This window comes from Amycolatopsis magusensis, from assembly GCF_017875555.1.
Classification (GTDB): Bacteria; Actinomycetota; Actinomycetes; order Mycobacteriales; family Pseudonocardiaceae; genus Amycolatopsis; species Amycolatopsis magusensis.
The window spans coordinates 6,119,245-6,139,845 of record NZ_JAGGMS010000001.1; the positions used below are offsets into that span (position 1 = coordinate 6,119,245).

The following is a 20,601-nucleotide window of genomic DNA, read 5'->3' on the forward strand; positions in this document are numbered from 1 at the left end:
CCCTCTGACGAGGGAGGACACATGGGCGAGCACATCGGGTCGGACGGCACGCGCACCTGGTACGACGTGCGCGGGGAGGGCGAGCCGCTGGTGCTGCTGCACGGCGGGTTCAGCGACTCGCGGGAGTTCACCGGGAACCTGGACGCGCTCAACGAGCACTTCCGGGTGTTCCGGTTCGACCGCCGCGGCCACGGGCGCACCGCCGACGCCCCGGGGCCGATCACCCACCAGCGGATGACCGAGGACACCATCGCGTTCCTGGAGCAGGTGGTGCGCGAGCCGGTGCGCCTGGTCGGCTACAGCGACGGCGGGTTCATCGCGCTGCTGGTGGCGCTGCGCCGGCCGGACCTGGTGCACCGGCTGGTGCTGATCAGCTCCGCCTTCGCCACCGAAGGCTTCCTGGTGCAGCCCGACCCGGACGGGCAGCTGCCGCAGGAACTGATCGACTCCTACGGCGAGGTCTCCCCGGACGGCGCCGCGCACTTCCCGGTGGTGTTCCGGAAACTGACCGACCCGGCGAACCCCGACCCCTCCCGCACCGCCGACGAACTGAGCGGGGTGGGCTGCCCGACCCTGGTCGTCGCCGCGGACGACGACCTGGTCCACGCCGAGCACACACTGGCCCTCTACCGGGGGCTGCCCGACGCGCAACTGGCGGTGATCCCCGGCGCCTCCCACGCCATCCTGCAGGACCAGCCCGAGCTGACCACCGCGGTCGTCACCCGGTTCCTGACCACCGACCCGGCACCCACGCTCATCCCGATCCGCCGGGCCCCCGCTCAGGCCGTGGCCCCGTAGGCGATGGTCAGCGCGACGGCGGCACCGGTGCAGGCGAAGGTGCGCAGATGATTCCACGCGGTCCAGCGGGACAGGTACCGATCCCGCCAGAAGGCGACGCCGTCGGCGCTGCCGGCGTCCGCCGCGTCGAGGGCGTTGTTCAGCGGCACGTTGAACACCATGGTGACGGCGAACATGCCGAGCACCAGCAGCACCGCGCCCCCGAGCCGCCACCCGCCGCCCGGCTGGCCGGTGAACGGGGTGACCACCACGAGGAACAGGCAGATCACCGTGGTGCCACCGAAAACCAGGCCGAACAACGGGTTCAGGATCCGCCGGTTGACCCCTTGCATCGCGGTGATGCCCTGGGCGGGCGGCAACTGGCCGAGCACGGTCATCATGAAGGTGGAGAAGACGAAGAACAGGCCGCCGTTGAGCCCGGCGCCGACGGCGGCGGCCAAGGTCAGTGCGGAGATCAGCGCGTCAGGCATCACGGGCTCCTCGAAAGCTCTGGGGGAAGGAGACTTTCACAGCTGCCGGTAGGCGCGGGCGAGTTCGGGCACGAAGTCCTCGAACCGCGTCGGTGTGGAGTTCGCCGCCGTGCGCTCGCCGGTGGCGGCGACCGTGCCGTCGCTGAACGCGGCCGTCATCTCCACGTGCAGCCGCGCCGAATTCGCCGAAAAACCGGCCTGCCGCAAGGTTCCGACCATCTCCGAGGCCGGCATCGGCACGTACGGCAGCTGCGGCAGCCCGATCGCCTCACCGAGGATGCGGGTCGCCTCGAGGTAGCTGAGGTCGCGCTCGCCGAGCAGTTCCCGCACCACCACCCCGGTCCAGTCCCGCTTGCGCAGCGCGTCCGCGGCGACCTCGGCGATGTCCCGCGCGGCGATCATCGGGATTTTCGCCTCCGGCGCCACCGAGTCGGCATTGACCCCGGCCTCCTTGATCAGCCCGAGCACGGCGTGGAAGTTCTCGAAGAACGCCCCCGGCCGCAACAACAGCACGCTGGTGTTTTCCAGCTCGCGCAGGCGGCGCTCCTGCGTGTGGAGGCTGGTGATGAACCCGGTGCCGGACGGGCGCTCCGCGCCCACACTGCTCAGCGAAACCACGTGCCGCACCCCGGCCCGGCGGATCGCCTCGACGATCGCCTCGCCCTTGCGGTCCTGCTCGGCGTGGAAGTCCTCGACGTCCGGCGCCGTGTGCAGCAGCGTGTAGACCGCGTCGGCGCCGCGGAACGCCTCGGTCAGGAACTCCGCGTCACCCACGTCGCCGACGGCGAGTTCGGCACCGGCCGCCCGCAACGGCTCCAGCCGCTCCGCCGAGCGGCCCACGGCCCGCACCGATTCGCCCGCCGCCAGCAGCAGTTCGGCGATCTTGCCGCCGGTGTTCCCGGTCGCGCCCAGAACGGTGATCATCTGGTCCTCCTTGGTGGATGGTTCCTTGCTGTGCGTCCAACTATGGCCGGGCACTGCTGGACAAACCATGACCGTGCATCGCGGTTTCCTGCTCGTTCGTCCAGCCGTCGTGGACGAACGATCTCCCGGGGCCGCATACTCGGTCACCATGAAGACGGGCGACATCCCCGCGCCGGCGGATCCACTCGGCGAAGCACTGCACTTCCTGCGGATGAGCGGCGCGTTCTACTGCCGTTCCGAGCTGAGCGACCCGTGGAGCGTGACCATCCCGGCGATCCGGGACTGCGTGTGGTTCCACGTCATGACCGCGGGCAGCTGCACGCTGGCGGTCGAGGGTGCCGAGCCGCGCGAACTCCGCCCCGGCGACCTGGCGCTCGTGCCACACGGCCGCGGGCACACCCTCTGGACCGACCCCGAGCTCCGGCCCACCGCGATCCAGTCGCTGCCGCACGAGTACGTCAGCGACCGGTACGCGATCCTGCACCACGGTGGCGGCGGCACGGTGGGCGGGATCATCTGCGGCGCGGTCCGCTTCGACCACCCCGCGGCCAGCAGACTGCTCGAACTGCTGCCGCGGCTGATCCACGTGGCCGCGGCCGACTCCCCGCACGCCGAGTGGCTGCAGAGCAGTCTGCGGCTGATGATCGCCGAGGCCGCCCAGCCACGCCCCGGCGGCGAAACGGTGATCACCCGGCTGTCGGACATCCTGGTCATCCAGGCGATCCGGTCCTGGATGGAGACCGACCCGGTGGCGCGCACCGGCTGGCTCGGCGCCCTGCAGGACCGCCAGATCGGGCGGGCGATCTCGCTCATCCACCGCGACGCCGCCCGCGACTGGACGGTCGCCGCGCTGGCCGACGAGCTGGCCATGTCGCGCTCGGCGTTCGCCGCCCGGTTCACCGAACTGGTCGGCGAGCCCGCGATGCACTACGTGACCCGGTGGCGGATGAACGTCGCGCTGAGCACCCTGCGGGAGGACGGCGCCACCGTCGCCGAACTGGCGGGCAAGCTCGGCTACCAGTCCGAGGCCGCGTTCAGTCGCGCGTTCAAACGGGTGATGGGGGTGTCGCCGGGGTCGGTCCGCATTCGCGAGAGAAGTAGGACAGAAGTTGACCTACTTGCCTTCTAACTTGGTGTGCACCACGACACCGAGGAGAAACGACATGAGCAAGACCGCCGCCGTGAACGGGGTTCCCGCCGGGTACACCACCGTCACCCCGTGGATCATCTCGGCCGACACCGGCAAGCTGATCGAGTTCGTCACCGCGGCCTTCGGCGCCGAAGAAGTGTTCCGCGTCGCCGACGAACACGGCTACATCGGGCACGCCGAGTTCAGGATCGGGGACGCCATGGTGATGGCCTTCGACAAGCGCCCCGACTGGCCGGACACGAGGAGCTTCCTGCGCCTGTACGTGGCCGACTGCGACGCCACCTACCAGCGCGCCCTGGACGCCGGCGGACGCTCGTTCACCCGGCCCACCACCGCGCCCTTCGGCGACCGGGTGTGCCGGGTGCTCGACCCCTTCGACAACCTGTGGTGGGTGCACACCCGCGTCGAGGACGTGGACCCCGACGAACTCGAACGCCGCGCCACCGACCCGGAATGGATGGCCGCCATGGCGTACCTGCAAAGCGCCGACCTGGCCACCCTCAACCAATAGCCACCCCGCAGCGGCACCCTCCAGCCCCCGTCCGGCGGCCCCATCACGGCCGCCGGACGGCCGCGCCAGTGGCCACCGTTGCGGCTGACCAGCCTCGCGCCCGGCGGCGGCCACCATCGCGGGCGGCGCTGGCCCGCAACCACCATTACGGCAGTGCCGCCACCGCCCGGCGGCGACGCATGGCGGGCGTTGCCGACCGGCCCGCGGCCACCGTCGCGGCAGTGCTGATCAGCCCCGGTGGCGGGCACTGGGCTGATCAGCTGGTGCCCGCGGCGGCTGCCCCGAAGCAGCCGACAGCGCGAAGAAGCGGGCTAGCGGAGGCGTTCGAACCAGCGCACCGGCCACTTCTGGCCGTATACCTCGCGTTGGGTGGGCATGCCGTCCATGCGGTGGAAACCCGCTTTCTCCGCGACTCGCTGCGAGGCGAGGTTGTCGGCGTGGGTGTAGAGGCGGAATTCGGTGATCGGCCAGATGGTCAGCGCGCGGGCGCACAGTTCGTCCAGTGCCTGCGTCGCCACGCCTTTGCCGCGGGCGTCCCGGGTCACCCAGTAGCTGACGATCGCGGTGTCGCCGTTGCGCACGGCGGCGACGTTGGCCAGCCGCTCACCGGAAAGCGGGTCCACGGCGACCCAGCCGAGTTCGTCGTCGGAGCTGGTGAGCCGGTCGAGCGCTTTGCGGAAATCCTCCACGGTCAGCGTGGCGGGCTCGGTGGTGAACCGGCGGATCTCCGGGTCGGCGATCTGCCGCACGTACCACTCGGCGTCGTCGGGAGTCCAGGCCCGCAGGGCGATTTCGGCAAGCACCAGCGCTCCGGTCGTCTCGTCGCTAAGCTGATCAACCGATGACCCTAGTACTGCCAGGGCGGCTTCAAGCCTGTTTTGTCGTGGAAGCCGAAAAATTCGCCTGGTGGGGGGTTGACAATCCGGCGGCCGCCGTGTCCCGGGTGGGGTTACCCGAGGGTGAGCCGGCGAACCTGCGTCTCGCGCTTCCGGTGGACGGCGACGTCATCCCAGCCGAGGTTCCGGCGGTCCTCGTCGCACCGGAACCGGCGCTGACCGCACTGGCCGAATGGGCCCCGCGGCCTGACGCGGGGGAGTCGGTGCACGCGTGGTCGCGGATCGCCGCCGCGTTGCGCCGTGGTGCTCCGGTGGACGAGCTGGGCCTGCCCACCGCCGGGCACGCCGCACTGGGCCTGGACGGCACGACCATCTGGTCCGCCAAGGCCGCCGTCGACGCGGCCCGCCGCAGTCTCACCGCCGAGGGCATCGCGCTGCGGCCCTACCAGCGCGCCGGGGTGGCGTGGCTCCAGGCCGCCGACGGGGGCGGGGTGCTCGCCGACGAAATGGGCCTCGGCAAGACGGTCCAGGCCATCGCCCTGCTCGCGGCCCGCCGCGCCGGGCCGCACCTGGTGGTCTGCCCGACCTCGCTGCTGGGCAACTGGGCCCGCGAACTCGCGAAGTTCGCCCCCGAGATCACCATCGGCGGCCACGAACCCGGCTCGGTGGAACTCATCAGCTACGGCCGCATGCGCTCCGCCGCCGAACGGCTCGCCGCGATCGCGTGGGACGTGGTGGTGCTCGACGAAGCCCAGCAGATCAAGAACCCCGACTCGCAGACCGCCCGTGCCGCGCGCACGCTCGACGCCCGGCTGCGGGTGGCGATGACCGGCACACCGGTGGAGAACCGGCTCGACGAACTCTGGTCGCTGCTCGCGTTCACCAACCCCGGCGTGCTCGGCACCCGCGTCCGCTTCCGGCGCCGGTTCGCCACCGCCGTCGAGCAACGGCGCTCCAGCGCGGCCGCCGTGCGCCTGCACGAGATCGTCGGACCGCACATCCTGCGCCGCCGCAAGACCGAGGTCGCGCCCGAACTGCCGCCCAAGCTCGAAGTCACCGTGGTCTGCCGGATGACCGCCGAACAGGAACGCCGCTACCGCGCGAGCATGGACGACGCCTTCCGCGACGGCCTCGGCTCCGGCATCGAACGCCGCGGCCGCATCCTCGCCCTGCTCACCCGGCTCAAGCAGATCTGCAACCACCCCGAGCCCACGGCCGAGCAGCTCGACGGCCGCTCGGGCAAGCTCGACCGCGTCACCGAGATGCTCGCCGAGATCGCGGACAACGGCGACCGCGCGCTGGTGTTCACCCAGTACCGCGAAACCGGCGAGATGCTCGGCAGGCACCTCGGCGCGCCGTTCCTGCACGGCGGGCTTTCCCTGCCCGCACGCGAAGAACTGATCCGCCGGTTCCAGGAGGACGACCAGGCGCCGCCGGTGCTGATCCTGAGCCTGCGCGCGGCCGGGTTCGGGCTCAACCTCACCCGCGCCACCCACGTCGTGCACTACGACCGGTGGTGGAACCCCGCGGTCGAGGACCAGGCCAGCGACCGCGCCCACCGCATCGGCCAGACCCGCGCGGTCACCGTGCACACCCTGCTCACCGAACGCACGCTGGAGGAGACGATCGCCGAGCTCCACGCCGGGAAACGCGACCTGGCCGGGATCGCCACCGGCGAGACCCGCACCATCGAGAAGGACCTGGCGAAGCTGTCCGACGAACGGCTGCGCGAAGTGCTCGAACCGGGCGCGCGCCGATGAGCGGGGAATTCGGCATCACCGTCTGGGGCCGCGACTGGGTGCGCCTGGCCGAGCCGACGTCGGTCACCCGCCCGGACTCGCGCCTGCCCAAGGCCCGGTCGCTGGCACGCCGGGAACAGGTGCGGGAGGTCGGCTTGGTGCCCGGGGTGGTCACCTCCGCGGTCGAGGGGCACCGGGTGCGGATCACCGTGCCGCAGTGGGACGCCGCCACGCTCGAAACCGCCCGCGAGAAGCTTCGCGGGGACGACCTGCCCGACGCCGTGCACGCCGATCTGCCCGGCATGAGCGAGGTGCGCGCGGACTGCGACTGCGCCCAGCGCCGCAACCCGTGCCTGCACGCACTGGCCACCTTCTACGAAGTGGCCCGAAGGCTCGACGAACGTCCGCGCCTCGCGGTGGTGCTGCGCGGGCTCACCGGCCACGCCCCGGCCAGGGACGCCAGCCGCATCCCGCTCGGGCTGATCGACCCGGACACCTTCTACGGCGGCTGAACCGTGCCAGGATCGGCGGGGTGCGCATCCTGTTCACCTTCGCCGGGGGCACCGGCCACTTCAACCCGCTCACGCCGATCGCCAGGGCCGCCGAAGCCGCCGGTCACCAGATCGCCTTCGCCGGGCAGACGGCACTGCTGGAAACCGTGCGGGCCGCGGGTTTCACCGCGTTCGACACCGGCGGTGACACCTTCGGCTCCCGCGAACGCCAGCCCCTGGCCGAAATCGATCTCGACCGGGAGGAACAGGCGATACGCGAGGGATACGCGCGCCGGATCGCCGGCGAACGCTGCCCGCGCGTCATCGAGGTCTGCCGTTCCTGGCGAGCCGACGTGGTGGTGTGCGACGAAGCCGACTTCGGCGCGGTGGTCGCCGCGGAAAGCCTCGGCCTGCCGCACGCCACCGTGCTGGTCATCGCCGCCGGTTCCCTGATCCGGCCCGGCCTGGTCGGTGAGCCGCTCGACGAACTGCGGGCCCGCCACGGGCTCGGCCCGGACCCGGAGATGGCGATGCTGGGCAGGCACCTCGTGCTCTCCCCGTTCCCGCCCAGCTACCGCGACCCGGCGTTCCCGCTGCCGCCGACCGCGCGGTCGCTCACCTTCGACCCCGTGGTCCCCGACGTGCCCGCCCCCGACTGGCTGCGCACCGACGCACCCACGATCTACTTCACCCTCGGGACCGTGTTCAACACCGAATCCGGCGACCTGTTCCACCGCGTGCTCACCGGACTGCGCGAACTGCCGCTCAACGTGGTGATGACCGTCGGCCCCCACATCGACCCCGACGAGTTCGGGCCCCAGCCGGACTCGGTGCGGATCGAGCGGTACATCCCCCAGGCGAGCCTGCTGCCGTGGTGCACGGCGATGGTGTCCCACGGCGGATCGGGCAGCGTGCTCGGCGCGCTCGCCCACGGGATGCCGATGGTGCTGCTGCCGATGGGCGCCGACCAGCCGCACAACGCCGAACGCTGTGCCCAGCTCGGGGTGGCCAGAGTGCTCGACGTGATGACCGCGTCCCCGGCCGAGATCGCCGCCGCGACCGAGGACGTCCTGCACGAAGACGGCTACCGCCAGGCGGCCGGGATCCTGCGCGAGGAGATCGCCGGCCTGCCCGACGCCACCCACGCCGTCCGGTTACTGGAGGACCTGGTGCGGGCTCAGTAGTAGCCCTCGACCGGGACCCGGGCCTCCTCGTAGAGCGCGGGGCCTTCCTGCGGCACGGGCGCGAACCCGCCACCGGGCTTGAGGCCGAGCAGTTGTTCGTTGGACAGCGCGAAAACCACCCGGCCCAGCCCCGACCGCTCGAGGGCACCCGCGCACATGCCACACGGCTGGCAACTGGTGTACAGGGTGGTCTTCGCCGCGGTCTCCGCGTCCAGGTTCTGCGCCGCCCACCGCGCCAGCTTCAGCTCCGGGTGGGCGGTGATGTCGCCGTCGGTCAGCGAGGTGTTGTGGTCCTCGGCGAGCACGGTGCCGTCCGGCCCGGCCAGCAGCGAGCCGAACGGCGGGTTGCCGCCCTCGCGGGCCTTCGCCGCGAGGCCGATCGCGCGGCGCAGCAGTTCTTCTTCGGTCATCGGGTCAGCTCCCAGTTGTCGGCCACGGCCGCGAGCGCGTGCCAGGCGGTCTGCGGGTGGCGGGTCTCCTCAGGATCGCCGCCGAACGGGTCCAGCACCACGGTTTCGGCACCTAGGCGCCGCAACTCTTCGAGATCGCCGACGATCTGCTCGATCGTGCCCTCGCCCGCCAGCCGCTCGGGACCCTCGATCGGGGCGTCGGTCAGGCGCAGGATGATGCGCGGCGCGAACGCGGGCGCCGGACGGCCTTCCGCCGCGGCGGCCTCACCCAGCCTCACCAGCCCGTCGCGCAACCACGGGATCGTGTTCCGCAGCGGGTGCCAGGCGTCGCCCAGGCGCGCGGCCCGCCGGATGCCGGCGTCGCTGTTTCCGCCGATCCACAGCGGGATCTGCTCGGTGCGGTAGTCCTCTTTGTTCTCCCACGCCTCGCGCATCGCCCGCAGGTAGTCGTCGGTGAGCTTCCCGCGCCGCTCGTAGGGCACGTCCAGCGCCGCGAACTCCTGCCGCGCCCAGCCGACCGCCATGCCCAGCACCAGGCGGCCGCCGCTGAACTCGTTGAGGTTGGCGGCCATCCGCGCGGTCAGCAGCGGGTGCCGGTACGGCGCCAGCAGGACTGTGGTGCCCAGCCGCACGCGGCTGGTCAGGCCCGCCAGCCACGACAACGTGGTGAACGGCTCGTAGAACGGCGGGGGGTACTGCTCGGCCACGTCGGGGGTGACCACCAGGTGGTCGGAGACCATCAGCAGGTCGTAACCGAGGCCCTCGACCAGCTGCGCCCAGGCGCGCAGCTGACCGGGATCGGTACCCGGGCCGAAATTGGGGACATTGACACCTATTCGCACGGGCTCAAGGCTAGGAGCGCGACCCACGAACGGGGAAGAGGATCTTCACGCCGTATCGCGGCCCTCGCCGTGGATCTGCCGGTATCTTCGGCCGGTGACCGAGAATCTCGACGCGACCGACTGGGCCATCCTGATCGAAGTCCAGCAGGACGGCCGGATCCCGCTCACCGAACTGGGCAAGCGGGTCAACCTCAGCGCGTCGGCGACCACCGAGCGGGTGAAGCGGCTCGAAGCGGCGGGCGTGATCACCGGCTACCGCGCCACCGTCGACCTCGGCAAGGCGGGTTACCCCGTGCTCGCGGTCGTCCGGCTGAAGTACCCCGGCAGCAAGCACGGCCCGCTGCACAAACTGCTCGGCGAGCGCATGGAAATCCTCGAATGCCTGCGCACCACCGGCGACGACTGCTACACGCTCAAGGTCGCCGCCGGTTCGATGGCCCACCTCGAACGGCTCATCGACGACCTGGCGCAGTTCGGCAGCACCACCACCAACGTGGTCTACAGCCAGACCCTGCCCTACCGCGGACCCCAGGCACCGCCGGGTGTCGATCCGGGCTGAGCCCGCTCGTGTAGGGGGTGAGAACCAACACGAGGAGGAACCCGTGCAGCAGTACCTGCTCAACATCCAGCAGCCCGTCGGCGACCCGCCACCGCCCGAGGTGCTGGAACCGATCATGCGCGAACTGACCGCGCTCAACGACGAGATGCGCGCCGCGGGGGTGTGGGTGTTCGCCGGCGGGCTGCACGACCCGGACGCGTCCTCGGTGGTCCGCGTCAAGGACGGCGAAGTGGTGGTGACCGACGGGCCCTACGTCGAAGGCAAGGAGCACGTCGGCGGGTTCACCGTCCTGCGCGCCGCCGACCTCGACGAGGCCCTGAAGTGGGCGGGCAGGCTGACGCGGGTCCTCGGGTTGCCGATCGAGGTCCGGCCTTTCCACGACCGGGCCTGATGCACGCGGAGATCGAGCGGGTCTTCCGCGAGGAGTACGGCCGCGCCGTCGCCGTGCTGGTCCGCTTCTTCGGCGACATCGACCTCGCCGAGGAAGCGGTCCAGGACGCGTTCGGCGAGGCCGTGCGCCGCTGGCCATCGGCCGGGCTCCCGCCGAGCCCGGCGGGCTGGATCATCACCACCGCCCGCAACCGCGGGATCGACCGCCACCGCCGCGAAGCCACCCGCGAGTACCGGCACGCCGAGGCGGTGCGCCTCGGCAGGCTGCACGCCGGCGAGGAACCACCGGAGGAGGGACCCGTGCGCGACGACCGGCTGCGCCTGATCTTCACCTGCTGCCACCCGTCGCTGGCCGTCCCGGCGCAGGTGGCGCTCACCCTGCGCCTGCTCGGCGGGCTCACCACCACCGAGATCGCCCACGCCTTCCTGGTGCCCGAGCCGACCATGGCGCAGCGGCTGGTCCGCGCCAAGGGCAAGATCCGCAAGGCGGGCATCCCGTATCGCGTGCCCCACGAGGCCGACCTGCCCGCCCGGCTGCGTGCCGTGCTCACCGTGGTCTACCTGATCTTCAACGAGGGCTACTCGGCCAGCTCCGGCGACCGGCTCGTCCGCGAGGACCTGTGCGCGGAGGCGGTGCGGCTGGGCAGGCTGCTGGCCGAGCTGATGCCGGACGAACCCGAGGTGCTGGGCCTGCTCGCGCTGATGCTGCTGACCGAGTCACGACGGCCCGCACGCACCACGACCGGCGGTGACCTGGTGCTGCTCGCCGACCAGGACCGCGGCCGCTGGGACCGCGCGCTGATCGACGAAGGCCAGAACCTCGTCCGCCGGTGCCTGCGCCGCAACCGGCCAGGGCCCTACCAGCTCCAGGCCGCGATCAACGCCGTGCACAGCGACGCGCCCACCGCCGCGGACACCGACTGGGCCCAGATAGTCCAGCTCTACGACCAGCTCCTGGCGCTCAGCCCGGGCCCGGTGGTGGCATTGAACCGGGCGATCGCGGTCGCCGAGCGCTCCGGCCCGGCCACCGCACTGTCCCTTGTGGACGAACTCGACCTGGGTGCCTACTACCTGTTCCACGCCGTGCGCGCCGATTTGCTGCGACGGCTCGGCCGCCGCGCGGAGGCCGCCGAAGCTTACGACCGGGCGCTCTCGCTGACGGAGAACGCCGCCGAGCGACGGCTGCTGACCCAGCGGCGGGCCGCACTCACTTGAGCAGCCCGGCCTCGTGCAGGTGGTCGAAGACCAGGCGGCCGACGGGGGAGAGGCGGTCACGATCGGCGTAGGTCAGCCAGCCGATCTCCTCGACCTCCTGGCTGGCGCGCAGCGTGCCCTCGTAGTCGGCGGTGTAGCAGGTCATCCGCACCTCGGTCCCGGCGCTCTTGCCGTGGGCCTGCGCGCTGAAGGTGCCCGCCGCGGCGACGCTGCCGGGCACGATGGTGACCGCCAGTTCCTCTTCGATCTCCCGGACCAGGGTCTGCAGATCGGTCTCGCCGGGGTCGCGCTTGCCGCCGGGCAGGTAGTAGGTGTCCTTGCCGCGCGAGCGGGCGCCGAGGATCCTGCCGTCGCGCAGGTGGATCCAGGCGATCTTGTCGATGGTCATCGGGCTCCCCGCCTTGTCTTCGAGATAACGCCGTTCGGGCTCGCTGAGCGTGCGCGCCGCCGCGAGACGGTAGTGCTCCCGCGCGGCGTCGTGCGCACCGGCCAGCTCGAGCAGGTGCGCGCGGACCGCGGCCAGCCGGTGGTGCCCGGCCAGCGCCGGTTCCGCCTCGGCTTCGGCCAGCCGCTCCAGCGCCGCCCGCGGGCCGTGGACCATGGCGAACGCGACCAGCCGGTTGAGCGTGACCATCGGGCCGGGCGCGAGGGTGTGCAGCAAGCCGTACAGGGTCAGGATCTGCGGCCAGTCGGTGTCCTCGGCACGGGCGGCTTCCCCGTGCACGGCGGCGATCGAGGCCTGCAGCTGGTACGGCCCGATCGGCGCGGACGCCAGCGCGTGGGTGAGCAGTTCGGTGCCTTCGGCGAGCATGCTCGACGACCAGAGCGTGCGGTCCTGCTCGGCGAGCGGGACCAGGGCGCCGTCGGCGCGGGTGCGGGCCGGGCGGCGCGCGTCGGTGAGCAGCATCAGCGCCAGCAGACCGGCGACCTCGCCGTCGCCGGGCAGGCTCGCGTGGAGCTGCCGGGTCAGGCGGATCGCCTCGGCGGTGAGGTCCACGCGGTGCAGTTCGGCGCCGGAACTGGCGGTGTGGCCTTCGGTGAAGATCAGGTAGAGCACGCCGAGCACGGAGGCGAGCCGCTCGGCCCGTTCCCCCTCCGGCGGCATCTTGAACTGGGCGCCACCCGCCTTGATCTGCTTCTTGGCGCGGCTGATGCGCTGGCCCACCGTCGATTCCGGGACCAGGAACGCCCGCGCGATCTCCGCGGTGGTCAGCCCGCCGACCGCCCGCAGGGTCAGCGCCACCTGCGAGACCGGGGTCAGCGACGGGTGACAGCACAGGAACAGCAGGGTCAGCGTGTCGTCGGCATCAGGCACCACGACCGGATCGGCCGGGGTCCGCGCGAACACCGTCTCCTCACGACGGCGGCGCGCGGTGTCGCTGCGCCACTGCTCGGTCCACCGGCGGGAGGCGACGGTGATCAGCCAGCCCACCGGATTCGACGGCACACCCTGCTCCGGCCACTGCAACGCGGCCGCGAGCAAGGCCTCCTGGACCGCGTCCTCGCAGGTGTCGAACCCGCCGTGGTGGCGGACCAGCGCGCCCAGCACCCGCGGCGCCAGCTCACGCAGCAGGTCCTCGATCATGCCATCCCGGGCATGGCCAGCACCGGACGCACTTCGACCAGGCCGAACGCGGCTTCGGGCACCTTGGCGGCGATCTCCACCGCGCGCTGCTCGTCGGCGCAGTCGACCAGGTAGAACCCGGCCAGCTGCTCCTTGACCTCGGCGAACGGGCCGTCGGTGGTGATCGCCCTGCCGTCGCGCGCCAGCACCCGGGTGGTGCGCACCTGGTCGAGCGGCTCGGTGACGACCAGCTCGCCCGAGGCGGTGAGTTCGCGGTTGAGCGCCTCGTACGCGCTCCACCCCTCGGCCCGCTCGTCGGCGGAGAACGCTTGCCACAGCTCACGGGATTCCGGGTTGCTGTAGATCAGGATCAGGTACTTCACGAGCCGAGTCTGCCAGTTCGCGGACCGAAGCCGGTCCTCGCCCGCGAGCGCGGGTCGTCCACGAGGTCGCCGCTGTGCAGCACGCCGTCCATCGCCCGGCCCCGCCACCGCGCCGTCGAGTCGTACAACGCGGTGCTGGTGTCCACTTCGGACACCAGCACCCCCGCCCGGTTGCGGGGCAGGCGCCCGGTGATGATGCCGTCCGCGCGCACGAAGAACGCACCCCAGCAGCTCTCCGGCGCCGAGGAGTTCGGGCAGCTGATCCAGACGTGGTTGGCCGCGGCCGCGGCGATCATCGACGGCGGCATGGTGGCCGCGGGATAGGGCCGGTCCGCCAGCTCGCCCGCCGGGACGTTGCCCGCGTGGTAGGAGTGGAAGACCAGCTCGACGCCCTCCCGCCGGTATTCGCGGTACAGCTCGGGAAACCGGTACTCGTAGCAGATCAACGCTCCACAGCGGACCCCGTCGATGGTGAACACGCTCCGGTGGTCGCCGGGGGAGTAGTGCGCCAGATCCACCGAAGCGCAGAACCGCTTGTCGTAGCGGTCGACCAGCTCGCCCGCGTCGTCGATGAGGTACAGGCTGTTGTGCGGCTTGTTGCCCTCGCTCAACCGGTGGGCCGACCCGAGAACCACCCACATCCGCAGTTCCGCGGCCAGCTCCCCGATCCGGCCGACCGCGTCCTCCAGCGCGGGCCAGTCGAATCCGTCGTGACTCTCGAAATCGGCGACCGCGTAACCGGACAGCGCGCATTCCGGGAAGTGCGCCACCCGCGCGCCCCGCTGACGCGCGGTCCGCATCTGCCGCCGGACGTAGCCGGTGTTGCGCGCGATATCCGCGCTCACCGGGAACTGGCAGGTCGCCACCTTGAGTTTCGGCACCATCGGAGAATCACAGCCGGGCCCCGGCACGGGCAACCGAGTTGTGGGAGACCAACTTCCGGTTGTTTGAGCCGCGCGCGGCGGCTTGCTTGGATCACCGCGTGCGGGAGCGACTGGGGCGGCGGTTCGGGTGGTTGTGGGCGGCGTACGCGGTCAGCACCTTCGGCACCCGGTTCGCGCTCAACGCCTTCACCCTGATCGCCATCGTCGCGCTGGAAGCCGGCCCGGCCGAGGTTTCGCTGCTCGCCGCGGCGGGCCTGGTGGCGGGCGCGGTGGTGGCGCTCCCGCTCGGCCCGTGGGTGGAGTTCCGCCGCAAACGCCCGGTGATGATCGGCATGGACCTCATCCGGTTCGCGGCCATGCTGAGCGTGCCCGCCGCCTACCTCGCCGGCCGGCTGAGTTTCGCCCAGCTGCTGGTCGTTTCCGTGGTCTCCGCCGCGGCCGACATCACCTTCCAGGCCGCGAGCGGCGCCTACCTCAAGGCCCTGCTGCCCCCGGCGGACCTGCTGGTGGCCAACGGGCGGTTCGAGTCCACGAACTGGACCGCCACCGTGCTCGGGCCCCCGCTCGGCGCGGCCGCGATCGGCTGGTTCGGCCCGGTCGCCGCGGTCCTGGGCAACGCGGCGGGCTACCTGCTCTCGGCGCTGGGCATCCGCGCGATCGGTGGCGGCGAACCACCGCCCGCGCGCACCGGCGGTCCACCGCGTGGCAGAGACCTGGTCGAAGGCTGGCGGTTCATCCTGACCCACCTCAAGCTGCGGCGGTTGTTCGTCGACACGGTCCTGGTCAACGGCCTGATCCTGGCGCCGCAGCCGGTGCTGGCCGTGCTGATGCTCGGCGAACTCGGCTTCGCGCCGTGGCAGTACAGCCTCGCGTTCGCCGTGCCCTGCGTCGGCGGCCTGCTCGGCTCGCGGCTCTCCCGCAGGCTCGTCGCGCGCTTCGGGCACGACCGGGTCCTGCGCACCGCGGGCCTGCTGCGCGTGTGCTGGCCCGTCGGGCTCGCGTTCGTCCACCCCGGACCCACCGGCCTGCTGCTGGTCATCGTGGTCGAACTGGGGCTGATCACCTCGATGGGCGTGTTCAACCCGGTGTTCGCCACCTACCGGCTCGGCCAGGTCCCGGCGGACCGGGTGATGCGCACCCTGTCGGCGTGGTCGGTCACCGCCAAGATCACCACCGCCGCGCTGACCGCGCTGTGGGGCGCCCTCGCCGCGGCCACCGGCCCGCGCACCGCCCTCGCCCTCGCGGGCCTGCTCATCCTGGCCACACCGGCCATCGCGCGCCGCGCCGCCCGCCACCGACCCCGTGCGCCAAGATCATCGTGCCCGGCAGGACGTATTCGACGGTGACGTCCGGTTCGAGCAGTGCGCGGCACTGGCCGGGCACCGAAGTCGGCATCGGCATGAACCCTCCCCTGGGTGTGCCGCTCCCAGGATAGGCGCGGCCTTCTCGCGTCACCGCGGTTTCGCCACGCTAAGTGCATGGACGACTTCGAAACCGTGGCGACGGCACACGCGCACTGGTTGCGGGGCTGGGATCGCGAACACGGCGACCCGCCCTTCGACTTCCGCAAGGTGCAGGGCGAGTTCTACGACTGGACCGCGCAGGACCTGCTGCTCTACGACGACGCCGATCCCGCGCACCGGGTGGCGCGCAGCGCCGAGGAGTACCGCTCGTGGTGGGAGCCGGTGTTCAGCGGGCTCGCCGCCGCCTACCACGAACTCGCCGACGGACCGCACGTGCTGGTGTCCGGCGACCTCGCCACCTCACGCCTGATCTTCATCGCCCGCCTGGTGGCCGCCGACGCGACCGAAACCGTCCTGCGGGCCACGAGTTCCCTGGTGTGGCGGCGCCGGCCCGACGGCTGGCGGATCGCGTGGGACCACACCTCGTCGGTCGAGGTCAGTGAGCCGGCTTGACGTAGCGGGCGATGACCTGCCTGAGCGGACCCGGGACGAACCGGCGGGCGCGCCAGAGCTGGCGCGTGCCGAAGCCGGGGAAGACGAACAGCGGCGCACCCGGGTCCGCGATGGCACGGTCGACCGCGTCCAGCACAGCGCCGGGCTCGGCGCCCGCGCGATCGCCGAGCACCCCGGGATCAGCGGCCCGGACCCCGGCGGCCAGCGGCGTTTCCACATGGTCCGGGCACGCGCACAGCACCCGCACGCCGGTGCCCGCGGTCTCCATGGCGAGCACCTCGCAGTAGGCGTGCACCGCGCCCTTCGACGCCGAGTAGGCGGCGAGCCGGGGCGAGGGCAGCCAGCCGGCGAGCGAGCCGAACACGACCACCGTGCCGCGCCCGGCGTCGATCATCGGCGGCACCACGGCGCGAGCCAGGTGCACGGTGCCGAGGTAATTGGTGTCGAGCACCCGGCGCAGCTCGTCCAATGGCTGGTCCAGCGCGCGGCCGATCCGGCAGAGCCCGGCGGCGTGGATGACCAGGTCGATCGGGCCGAGTTCCGCCGACGCCGACGCGACCGCTTCCCGGACCGCGCTCTCGTCCGCGACATCGCACTGATAGCCGCGCATTGCGGGTGCCCGCCACGCGGTGGCGGCGAGGTTGCCGCCGTCGATGTCCAGGGCCGCCACCGGCCTGCCCGCCGCGGCCAGGCGCAGGGCGGCCAGCCTGCCCAGGCCGCTGGCCGCGCCGGTGACCAGCGCCGTGCCGGTCACCGCACGACCTCCGCCTCGCCGAAGGTCATCCGCATCCGGCCGATGACGTTGGCGGACAACGCACGCCTGGGCAGCCCGATGGAGCGGAGTTCGGCAGCGATCGGATGGTCGCCGAGCCGGACCTCGGCGCCGCCCGGACGGGCCCGCACCCCGGACGCCCGCAGTTCCCAAGGCGTCCGCCGGAGCACGCCGTCCAGGCAGGTGTAGGCGTCGATGGAGGTGGCCGCGGCGCCACTGGGCACCGGAACACCGGGCTTGACCAGCAACCCCATGGCGAACCGCCCGTCCGCCCGCACCACGCAGCTCTTCGTGCGCCCGGCCAGCCGCAGCTCGATGTCGGTCATCTCCTTCGGGAAGCCCCAGATGGTGCGGCCCGCTTCGAGCGTGAACGGCTGGTTGACCGGCAGCCAGTGGATGAACGCGCCGAACCCGCGTCCGGCGGGGGAGCGGATGAGGTAGGCCACGCCGAACTCGTGGTACGGCCCCAGATCGCCGTCGAGATAGCGGACGAAGACCAGCGAACACAGCGCCCGTCCGGGCACCGGCTCGACCAGGTCCACCCCGGCGTAGCGCAGCAACGGCCGCACGGCGGTCGCGCGCACGGCGAAGGTCGCCGCGCACGCCGTGGCATCGCGGATCCGGACCGGCAGCGTCACCGGCTGCCCCTGGATCATGTGGGTCGTCACGGCCGTACCTTTCGCCGCAGGAACGCGAGCTGGTGGTCGACGGCGAGCCGGAACCACCGGTTGCCGGGGAAGACGTCGAAGTGGTCGCACGGGTACCGGCGCACCTCGGCCCGCCCGGCCACCGCGGCCTTGGCGGCGGACTGGGGCGGGCTCATCCGGTCGAGGTCGGCGATCTGGACCAGCAGCGGACCACGGACCGCCCGCGCCTGCCTCGACGGCCGGTACCGCGCGATCTCCACCATCGCCCGCGGATCGATCTCGTTGCGCCAGCTCGGCCCGGCCATCGCCGTGTACGCCTCGAGCTGTCCCGGCAACGACAGCAGCGCGCCGGATCCCGGCGGGCCCACCAATCGCACGCTTCGCCGCGCCACCAAGCTGGTCACCGCCGAACGAGCCATGGCCGCAGGCGGGTGGCTCCCGACCGCGTGGCGGACCGCGGCGAGGCCGTCGACCAGCGGCACCAGGGCCACGGTCGCCGCCACCTCGGCATCACGGGCCGCCGTCACCAGGACATGCCCGCCCGACAGGGAAGCGCCCCACAACACGATCCGCCGGGCATCCACGCCGTCGAGCCCGCGAGCCGTGGCCACCGCCGCGCGGTAGTCGGCGAGCTGGCGTGCGACCGACACCGACTGCCGCGGTTCGCCCCCGCTTTCACCGAAACCGCGGTAGTCGAAGGCGAGCGTGTCCAGCCCGGCGCGGGCGAACTCGGCGGCGAAGGCATCGAGGCCGCTGTCGCGGGTCGCGCCGAACCCGTGGGCCATGACCACACAGGGCACGCCGTCCGCGGAGCGCAAATCGTCGGATTCGGCCGGGAACCGCCGGCCCAGGCAGGTGGCGCCTTCGACGGTGAAGGTGACGGTCATGGGCAGCTGCCATAGATCGTCCGCAGCCACACGGTGACCAGCGTGTCCAGCAGCGCTTCGGCGGGCACCGACGCGCTGCCGCGGGAAAGTCGTTCCAGCGCACGGTCGTTGAGTTCGAGCAGGACGGTGGCGAGCAGCGCGGCATCGGGACCGTCCGGCGCGTGACCCGCCGCGCGTTCCTGCTCGATCATGGACGCGACCTGCGGCACGAAGGATTCCCGGTCCTGGTCCCACAGTTCGCGCACGGTCCGGTCGGCGTCGCGGGCGTCGAGCATCGCGCGGAAGACGTGCCGGTGCTTGGTCCAGGCGTCGAACAGCCCGGCCATCGTGCGGCGGATCCGGTCCTCGGGAGCGCCTTCCGCGGAGAGCAACTCGGTGCCCGCGGTGAACGCCTCCTGGTACATCTCGTCGCACAGGGCCGCGACGGCGATCGCCTTGTTCTCGAAGTAGAAGTAGAAAGCCGAACGCGTGACCTCGGCGCGCAGCGCGATGTCGCGCACGTTGATCGCGGCGAAGGTGTCTTCACGCAGCAGTTCGTCGAGCGCGCCCAGCAGGGCCTTACGCCGCTGATCACCCCGGTTGGGGCCACGGCGGTCCAGTACCTGGTCCTTCGCCGGGCTCATGCCGTCCTCCTCGCCCGCGCCAGTCCCGCGGGCAGTTCCCGGGTGCGGATGTCGTGCTCGTAGATGAAGTAGTCGACCTGCTGGGTGTGCCGCGGCCGGTCGGCGAAGTGCGCGACGAACCGCCGCTCGTCCTCGGCGAGGACCCGCCGCATCTCCGGCTCGTCCGGGAGCCGGTAGGTGCCCGCGAGCCAGGCCGCGAGCAGCCGCGCCTGGCACTCCACGAACGGGAAGAGCGTCGGTGTCGCCTGCGCGAAACCGATGAACGCCAGATCGCCCAGCCCCGGCTTGAACATCCTCTTGTAGAGCGGGAACCGGTTGTCCGGCGCGCTGAGGAACTCGGGGTCGAAGAACGGGAACGAGATGTTGTACCCGGTCGCGTAGATGATCACGTCGAACTCGGCGGAGGTGCCGTCGGTGAAGTGCACGCGATCGCCGTCCAGGCGGCTGATGTCGGGCTTCGCGGTCACGTCCCCGGAGCCGAAGCGCAGCGGCAGTTCCTGCGACTGGGTGGGGTGCGCTTCGAGGAAGTGGTGGTCCGGCGTGGGCAGGCCGAAGCGTTCCGGCCGCCCGGTGAGCAACCGCGGGCCGTGGCGGGCCAGCCGCCGCTGCCAGGACAGCGGGAGGTGGGGCGAGGTGGCGAAGAGCCGGTCGGCGGGCACGCCCATGATGTACTTCGGCACGATCCACGCCCCCGAGCGGGTCGAGAGCACCACGGTGTTGTCCAGCGCCCGCTGGGAAAGTTCGACGGTGATGTCGGCGGCGCTGTTGCCGAGACCGACCACGAGCACCCGCTTCCCGCGGATCTCCAGCGGGTCACCCGGATCGACGTAGTGGTGCGAGTGCAGGACCTCGCCGCTGAACTCGCCGGGGAAATCGGGGAACCGCGGATCCCAGTGGTGGCCGTTCGCGACGACCAGCGCGTCGAACGAACGCACCTCGCCGTCACCGGTCCGGATCTCCCAGCCTCCGCCGGGGCGCCGCCGCGCGTGCTCCACCGGCGTCTCGAAATGGATGTTGTCCTTGAGGGAGAACGCTTCCGCGTACCGCTCCAGGTACTCCTTGATCTGCGAGTGGTGCGGGAAGTCGGGGAAGTGCTCCGGCATCGGGAAGTCCATGAAGGACAGCCGGTGCTTCGAGGTGTCGATGTGCAGCGACCGGTACGCGCTGGAATGGCCGTTGGGGTTGCCGAACGCCCAGTTGCCGCCGATCCGGTCCGAGGACTCGAAGCACTCGTAGGGCACGCCGTAGTCCGTCAGCATCTTCCCGGCGCAGAGCCCGCTCAGGCCCGCCCCGATCAGACACGTCCGCGTGGTCATGCCGACCCACGCTACGAGCCCATTTGACACGTGTCAATTGCTGCGGACGCCTGTCGACATCGGCTCCGCCTCCCGCTAGCGTGGTGGTGC

At 71.8% G+C, this 20,601-nt stretch carries 24 protein-coding genes and 1 pseudogene; 11 read left to right on the top strand and 14 right to left on the bottom strand.

Features of this window, described 5'->3' with window-relative positions; genetic code table 11:
- The first annotated feature begins 21 nt into the window (after positions 1 to 21).
- Positions 22 to 798 carry an alpha/beta fold hydrolase gene (locus JOM49_RS27165; RefSeq protein WP_209667042.1) on the top strand — a complete coding sequence of 259 codons (777 nt, stop codon included), beginning with the start codon at positions 22 to 24 and terminating at the stop codon, positions 796 to 798.
- On the opposite strand, the gene JOM49_RS27170 is transcribed toward JOM49_RS27165, so the two are convergent.
- Together JOM49_RS27170 and JOM49_RS27175 are read right to left on the bottom strand one after the other, a co-directional pair.
- Complete coding sequence (locus JOM49_RS27170) at positions 780 to 1,268, bottom strand: anthrone oxygenase family protein (protein ID WP_209667043.1); 489 nt, start codon at positions 1,266 to 1,268, stop codon at positions 780 to 782. The genes JOM49_RS27165 and JOM49_RS27170 overlap by 19 nt on opposite strands.
- A gap of 36 nt (positions 1,269 to 1,304) precedes the next feature.
- Positions 1,305 to 2,192 (bottom strand): NmrA family NAD(P)-binding protein, encoded by an 888-nt coding sequence (locus JOM49_RS27175; protein WP_209667044.1) that lies wholly within the window; start codon positions 2,190 to 2,192, stop codon positions 1,305 to 1,307.
- 148 nt (positions 2,193 to 2,340) lie between these two features.
- On the opposite strand from JOM49_RS27175, the gene JOM49_RS27180 reads away from it, so the two are divergent.
- Together JOM49_RS27180 and JOM49_RS27185 are read left to right on the top strand one after the other, a co-directional pair.
- On the top strand, positions 2,341 to 3,321 hold the full coding sequence (locus tag JOM49_RS27180; RefSeq protein WP_209667045.1) for an AraC family transcriptional regulator: 981 nt from the start codon (positions 2,341 to 2,343) through the stop codon (positions 3,319 to 3,321).
- A 34-nt stretch (positions 3,322 to 3,355) separates the two neighbouring features.
- Positions 3,356 to 3,853, top strand: coding sequence for a VOC family protein (locus JOM49_RS27185; RefSeq protein ID WP_209667046.1), 498 nt, complete (start codon positions 3,356 to 3,358; stop codon positions 3,851 to 3,853).
- Between the two features lie 311 nt (positions 3,854 to 4,164).
- Here JOM49_RS27185 and JOM49_RS27190 read toward each other — a convergent pair whose 3' ends face one another.
- Positions 4,165 to 4,656, bottom strand: coding sequence for a GNAT family N-acetyltransferase (locus JOM49_RS27190; protein WP_209667047.1), 492 nt, complete (start codon positions 4,654 to 4,656; stop codon positions 4,165 to 4,167).
- Positions 4,657 to 4,796: 140 nt separating this feature from the next.
- Here JOM49_RS27190 and JOM49_RS27195 point away from each other — a divergent pair, with 140 nt between their 5' ends.
- Genes JOM49_RS27195 through JOM49_RS27205 form a run of 3 tightly spaced genes read left to right on the top strand, consistent with a single transcriptional unit; the run spans position 4,797 to position 8,103 of the window.
- Positions 4,797 to 6,449 (top strand): DEAD/DEAH box helicase, encoded by a 1,653-nt coding sequence (locus tag JOM49_RS27195; RefSeq protein WP_308158889.1) that lies wholly within the window; start codon positions 4,797 to 4,799, stop codon positions 6,447 to 6,449.
- Positions 6,446 to 6,940, top strand: coding sequence for an SWIM zinc finger family protein (locus JOM49_RS27200; RefSeq protein ID WP_209667049.1), 495 nt, complete (start codon positions 6,446 to 6,448; stop codon positions 6,938 to 6,940). The genes JOM49_RS27195 and JOM49_RS27200 overlap by 4 nt, the downstream gene beginning before the upstream one ends.
- Before the next feature lie 20 nt (positions 6,941 to 6,960).
- On the top strand, positions 6,961 to 8,103 hold the full coding sequence (locus JOM49_RS27205; RefSeq protein WP_209667050.1) for a glycosyltransferase: 1,143 nt from the start codon (positions 6,961 to 6,963) through the stop codon (positions 8,101 to 8,103).
- Here JOM49_RS27205 and JOM49_RS27210 read toward each other — a convergent pair.
- Together JOM49_RS27210 and JOM49_RS27215 are read right to left on the bottom strand one after the other, a co-directional pair.
- Positions 8,097 to 8,513: a nucleoside deaminase gene (locus JOM49_RS27210; RefSeq protein ID WP_209667051.1), complete on the bottom strand. Its 417-nt coding sequence runs from the start codon at positions 8,511 to 8,513 to the stop codon at positions 8,097 to 8,099. The two genes, JOM49_RS27205 and JOM49_RS27210, sit on opposite strands and share 7 nt — an antisense overlap.
- On the bottom strand, positions 8,510 to 9,355 hold the full coding sequence (locus tag JOM49_RS27215) for a TIGR03619 family F420-dependent LLM class oxidoreductase (RefSeq protein WP_209667052.1): 846 nt from the start codon (positions 9,353 to 9,355) through the stop codon (positions 8,510 to 8,512). The genes JOM49_RS27210 and JOM49_RS27215 overlap by 4 nt, the downstream gene beginning before the upstream one ends.
- Before the next feature lie 94 nt (positions 9,356 to 9,449).
- Between JOM49_RS27215 and JOM49_RS27220 the strand changes: the two genes are divergently transcribed.
- The 3 genes from JOM49_RS27220 to JOM49_RS27230 are packed head-to-tail and all read left to right on the top strand — an operon-like array spanning position 9,450 to position 11,519.
- A complete protein-coding gene (locus tag JOM49_RS27220) occupies positions 9,450 to 9,914 on the top strand; it encodes an Lrp/AsnC family transcriptional regulator (RefSeq protein ID WP_209667053.1) in 465 nt (154 codons plus the stop codon).
- A 43-nt stretch (positions 9,915 to 9,957) separates the two neighbouring features.
- On the top strand, positions 9,958 to 10,305 hold the full coding sequence (locus JOM49_RS27225) for a YciI family protein (RefSeq protein WP_209667054.1): 348 nt from the start codon (positions 9,958 to 9,960) through the stop codon (positions 10,303 to 10,305).
- Positions 10,305 to 11,519, top strand: coding sequence for an RNA polymerase sigma factor (locus JOM49_RS27230; RefSeq protein WP_209667055.1), 1,215 nt, complete (start codon positions 10,305 to 10,307; stop codon positions 11,517 to 11,519). The genes JOM49_RS27225 and JOM49_RS27230 overlap by 1 nt, the downstream gene beginning before the upstream one ends.
- Here the strand turns inward: JOM49_RS27230 and JOM49_RS43350 are convergent.
- The 4 genes and pseudogenes from JOM49_RS43350 to JOM49_RS27245 form a co-directional block, all read right to left on the bottom strand.
- A complete protein-coding gene (locus JOM49_RS43350; RefSeq protein ID WP_245370979.1) occupies positions 11,512 to 11,907 on the bottom strand; it encodes an NUDIX hydrolase in 396 nt (131 codons plus the stop codon). The genes JOM49_RS27230 and JOM49_RS43350 overlap by 8 nt on opposite strands.
- 3 nt (positions 11,908 to 11,910) lie before the next feature.
- Positions 11,911 to 13,104, bottom strand: a pseudogene (locus JOM49_RS27235) (RNA polymerase sigma factor); the annotation flags it as partial.
- Positions 13,101 to 13,466: a YciI family protein gene (locus JOM49_RS27240; RefSeq protein ID WP_209667057.1), complete on the bottom strand. Its 366-nt coding sequence runs from the start codon at positions 13,464 to 13,466 to the stop codon at positions 13,101 to 13,103. The pseudogene JOM49_RS27235 and the gene JOM49_RS27240, both read right to left, overlap by 4 nt.
- On the bottom strand, positions 13,463 to 14,350 hold the full coding sequence (locus JOM49_RS27245) for a carbon-nitrogen hydrolase family protein (protein WP_209667058.1): 888 nt from the start codon (positions 14,348 to 14,350) through the stop codon (positions 13,463 to 13,465). The genes JOM49_RS27240 and JOM49_RS27245 overlap by 4 nt, the downstream gene beginning before the upstream one ends.
- Before the next feature lie 98 nt (positions 14,351 to 14,448).
- Here JOM49_RS27245 and JOM49_RS27250 point away from each other — a divergent pair, with 98 nt between their 5' ends.
- On the top strand, positions 14,449 to 15,696 hold the full coding sequence (locus JOM49_RS27250; RefSeq protein WP_308158890.1) for an MFS transporter: 1,248 nt from the start codon (positions 14,449 to 14,451) through the stop codon (positions 15,694 to 15,696).
- A gap of 132 nt (positions 15,697 to 15,828) precedes the next feature.
- The gene (locus JOM49_RS27255) at positions 15,829 to 16,266 is read left to right on the top strand and encodes a YybH family protein (RefSeq protein ID WP_209667059.1); all 438 of its coding nucleotides are present in this window, start codon (positions 15,829 to 15,831) and stop codon (positions 16,264 to 16,266) included.
- Here JOM49_RS27255 and JOM49_RS27260 read toward each other — a convergent pair.
- Genes JOM49_RS27260 through JOM49_RS27280 form a run of 5 tightly spaced genes read right to left on the bottom strand, consistent with a single transcriptional unit; the run spans position 16,250 to position 20,511 of the window.
- Positions 16,250 to 17,020, bottom strand: a complete 771-nt coding sequence (locus JOM49_RS27260; protein WP_209667060.1) for an SDR family NAD(P)-dependent oxidoreductase — start codon at positions 17,018 to 17,020, stop codon at positions 16,250 to 16,252. The two genes, JOM49_RS27255 and JOM49_RS27260, sit on opposite strands and share 17 nt — an antisense overlap.
- Positions 17,017 to 17,706, bottom strand: coding sequence for an acetoacetate decarboxylase family protein (locus tag JOM49_RS27265; protein WP_209667061.1), 690 nt, complete (start codon positions 17,704 to 17,706; stop codon positions 17,017 to 17,019). Before JOM49_RS27265 ends, JOM49_RS27260 begins: the two co-directional genes overlap by 4 nt.
- Positions 17,703 to 18,572, bottom strand: a complete 870-nt coding sequence (locus tag JOM49_RS27270; RefSeq protein WP_245369494.1) for an alpha/beta hydrolase — start codon at positions 18,570 to 18,572, stop codon at positions 17,703 to 17,705. The genes JOM49_RS27265 and JOM49_RS27270 overlap by 4 nt, the downstream gene beginning before the upstream one ends.
- Positions 18,569 to 19,195 carry a TetR/AcrR family transcriptional regulator gene (locus JOM49_RS27275; protein ID WP_209667062.1) on the bottom strand — a complete coding sequence of 209 codons (627 nt, stop codon included), beginning with the start codon at positions 19,193 to 19,195 and terminating at the stop codon, positions 18,569 to 18,571. The genes JOM49_RS27270 and JOM49_RS27275 overlap by 4 nt, the downstream gene beginning before the upstream one ends.
- On the bottom strand, positions 19,192 to 20,511 hold the full coding sequence (locus JOM49_RS27280; protein WP_209667063.1) for a flavin-containing monooxygenase: 1,320 nt from the start codon (positions 20,509 to 20,511) through the stop codon (positions 19,192 to 19,194). Before JOM49_RS27280 ends, JOM49_RS27275 begins: the two co-directional genes overlap by 4 nt.
- Between the last annotated feature and the right edge of the window lie 90 nt (positions 20,512 to 20,601).

What these genes read in the sequence shown, in the direction of transcription:
- JOM49_RS27245 (WP_209667058.1), bottom strand. Translation starts at nt 14,350, where the DNA reads ATGGTGCCGAAACTCAAGGTGGCGACCTGCCAGTTCCCGGTGAGCGCG.
- JOM49_RS27280 (WP_209667063.1), bottom strand. Translation starts at nt 20,511, where the DNA reads ATGACCACGCGGACGTGTCTGATCGGGGCGGGCCTGAGCGGGCTCTGC.
- JOM49_RS27210 (WP_209667051.1), bottom strand. Translation starts at nt 8,513, where the DNA reads ATGACCGAAGAAGAACTGCTGCGCCGCGCGATCGGCCTCGCGGCGAAG.
- JOM49_RS27255 (WP_209667059.1), top strand. Translation starts at nt 15,829, where the DNA reads ATGGACGACTTCGAAACCGTGGCGACGGCACACGCGCACTGGTTGCGG.
- JOM49_RS27170 (WP_209667043.1), bottom strand. Translation starts at nt 1,268, where the DNA reads ATGCCTGACGCGCTGATCTCCGCACTGACCTTGGCCGCCGCCGTCGGC.
- JOM49_RS27180 (WP_209667045.1), top strand. Translation starts at nt 2,341, where the DNA reads ATGAAGACGGGCGACATCCCCGCGCCGGCGGATCCACTCGGCGAAGCA.
- JOM49_RS27165 (WP_209667042.1), top strand. Translation starts at nt 22, where the DNA reads ATGGGCGAGCACATCGGGTCGGACGGCACGCGCACCTGGTACGACGTG.
- JOM49_RS27230 (WP_209667055.1), top strand. Translation starts at nt 10,305, where the DNA reads ATGCACGCGGAGATCGAGCGGGTCTTCCGCGAGGAGTACGGCCGCGCC.
- JOM49_RS27270 (WP_245369494.1), bottom strand. Translation starts at nt 18,572, where the DNA reads ATGACCGTCACCTTCACCGTCGAAGGCGCCACCTGCCTGGGCCGGCGG.
- JOM49_RS43350 (WP_245370979.1), bottom strand. Translation starts at nt 11,907, where the DNA reads ATGACCATCGACAAGATCGCCTGGATCCACCTGCGCGACGGCAGGATC.
- JOM49_RS27200 (WP_209667049.1), top strand. Translation starts at nt 6,446, where the DNA reads ATGAGCGGGGAATTCGGCATCACCGTCTGGGGCCGCGACTGGGTGCGC.
- JOM49_RS27175 (WP_209667044.1), bottom strand. Translation starts at nt 2,192, where the DNA reads ATGATCACCGTTCTGGGCGCGACCGGGAACACCGGCGGCAAGATCGCC.
- JOM49_RS27275 (WP_209667062.1), bottom strand. Translation starts at nt 19,195, where the DNA reads ATGAGCCCGGCGAAGGACCAGGTACTGGACCGCCGTGGCCCCAACCGG.
- JOM49_RS27185 (WP_209667046.1), top strand. Translation starts at nt 3,356, where the DNA reads ATGAGCAAGACCGCCGCCGTGAACGGGGTTCCCGCCGGGTACACCACC.